This is a genomic window from Photorhabdus sp. CRCIA-P01, from assembly GCF_003545805.1.
GTDB lineage: Bacteria > Pseudomonadota > Gammaproteobacteria > Enterobacterales > Enterobacteriaceae > Photorhabdus > Photorhabdus antumapuensis.
In genome coordinates this window covers 1-1,736 of sequence record NZ_NMQR01000152.1, presented here as the reverse complement: position 1 = coordinate 1,736, position 1,736 = coordinate 1, and the positions used below count along the sequence as shown (strand labels likewise).

Genomic DNA, 1,736 nt, shown 5'->3' with positions numbered 1-1,736 from the left:
TTACGATAGACAAGCTCCGCGCTGTTTGCCGCACTGTAAGCGCCTTCCGGGGTATGACTAATCAGGGCACCTGATAACGCCCCGATAAATTTAGCCGTCTGGGCCTTAGCTTCATTACCCGTCAGCGCTTCCTGAAGTTTATGAATTTGCCGTTCTGTTTCATTCTTATATGCCGGTTCAAATAGCCTGCTTTCCATGCTTGGCGGCTAATTCAGCCGCCAAGCATGGATTTAACCGAAAAGATGATCAGCTAATTATTGAACTTGCGTGTCAGCTCTAAAAGTTAATAAAAATAATTTCCCCCGATCATATGATCGAGGGGATTGACTTTATTTCGGAATTTTTGTCAGCAACTCATTAACCTTATCCGTATCTTCTGGATGAAACTCGAGATACTTTTCACAGACCAATCTAACATAGTGATAACAGATTTTTTCACTGACTGTTATCGTATCTTCATCAGTTGGCGGATAACCAACAACAAACTGAACACCTTCAAAATGATCTTCTTCATCATAACTGTTCATATCTGGAAAATGGCAATATGCTCCATCAGTACTAAATCCTATTTTTTTAATAAGATAACCTATAGCCTCTAAAAGTCGATTATCACTATACATAATATCAAAATACGTTGTAATCATTTCATTAGAATCATAGTCGATTTGTTCAAATAATTTAATATTCATTATCTACCTCATTTAGGATGAAAATTGCGAACTTCCCCAGTTATTTTGTCTACATAAATTCTAAAGGTAACTCCATTTACAGTTGCATCCGCAATTCCTTTAGAACTTGACATCGCATCTTTATATCCTTTAGCCGCAGCTTGTTGGCCTAAGTCTAATATTTTCTGATCTGTAAATACTTTCGGGTCATAGACTGTTTTAGTTTTTACTTCTGCTTTATACCCGTAATCATTGAAGATGCTTGATTTTATCCGAAATGGAGATCATTATCCTCGCTATGAAAATATTTATTACATCAGAACAAAAAATCAAACTTGAACGTCTTCACGATACCACTCGTGATGGTCAGGTACGAGACAGAATAAAAGCTATCCTTCTGGCTTCTGAAGGGTGGAGTTCTGTGATGATAGCCCAAGCATTGCGACTCCATCAGACCACTGTTGACCGCCACATCAGTGATTACCTTAATCACGGTAAACTTAAATCTGATAATGGGGGGGCTGATAGTTTGCTTTCTCGACAGCAAACTGATTTTTTAATCAATCACTTATCTCAACATCTTTTCCATCACACCCATGAAATCGTGACCTATGTTGCTCAGCTCTGGAATATTACCTTTAGCATTCCCGGCATGAATAAATGGCTACACCGTCAGGGTTTTTCTTATAAAAAACCGTGTGGCGTCCCTCATAAATTCGACGCAGAAAAACAGCGACAATTTATTGAATATTATGAAAATCTTAAAGTCACAGCGAAAGACGAACCCCTCCTTTTTCTTGACGCGGTTCACCCGACTCAAGGTACCAAACTCGGTTATGGCTGGATGCGAAAGGGCGAGAAAAAAACAGTCAAAACAACAGGAAGCCGGACTCGCCTGAATCTATTGGGCGCGCTCAACCTGAATGCCATTGGTCGTACCGTGTTCCAGGAATATCAAACCATCAATGACTACAATATTTGCTGTTTTTTCAATGAAATAAGAAAGTCTTATCCTGACTATCATCAAAAAATTCATCTTATTGTGGATGGGGCGGGTTACAACAAAGC

At 39.2% G+C, this 1,736-nt stretch carries 3 protein-coding genes and 1 pseudogene; 1 reads left to right on the top strand and 3 read right to left on the bottom strand.

Annotated elements, in window-relative coordinates; all coding sequences use genetic code 11:
- The 3 genes and pseudogenes from D3222_RS24440 to D3222_RS26925 form a co-directional block, all read right to left on the bottom strand.
- A pseudogene (locus D3222_RS24440) lies at positions 1-197 on the bottom strand (hemagglutinin); the annotation flags it as partial.
- A gap of 132 nt (positions 198-329) precedes the next feature.
- Positions 330-689 carry a ribonuclease toxin immunity protein CdiI gene (gene cdiI / locus D3222_RS24435; RefSeq protein WP_198672931.1) on the bottom strand — a complete coding sequence of 120 codons (360 nt, stop codon included), beginning with the start codon at positions 687-689 and terminating at the stop codon, positions 330-332.
- A gap of 8 nt (positions 690-697) precedes the next feature.
- Positions 698-928: a CdiA family toxin C-terminal domain-containing protein gene (locus D3222_RS26925; RefSeq protein WP_369973542.1), complete on the bottom strand. Its 231-nt coding sequence runs from the start codon at positions 926-928 to the stop codon at positions 698-700.
- 38 nt (positions 929-966) lie between these two features.
- On the opposite strand from D3222_RS26925, the gene D3222_RS24425 reads away from it, so the two are divergent.
- Positions 967-1,736 (top strand): IS630 family transposase (locus tag D3222_RS24425; RefSeq protein WP_118988338.1); only part of this gene is annotated, 770 nt, incomplete at its 3' end.

Excerpts from the sequence above, each read along its gene's own strand:
- cdiI (WP_198672931.1), bottom strand. The coding sequence starts at position 689 with ATGAATATTAAATTATTTGAACAAATCGACTATGATTCTAATGAAATG.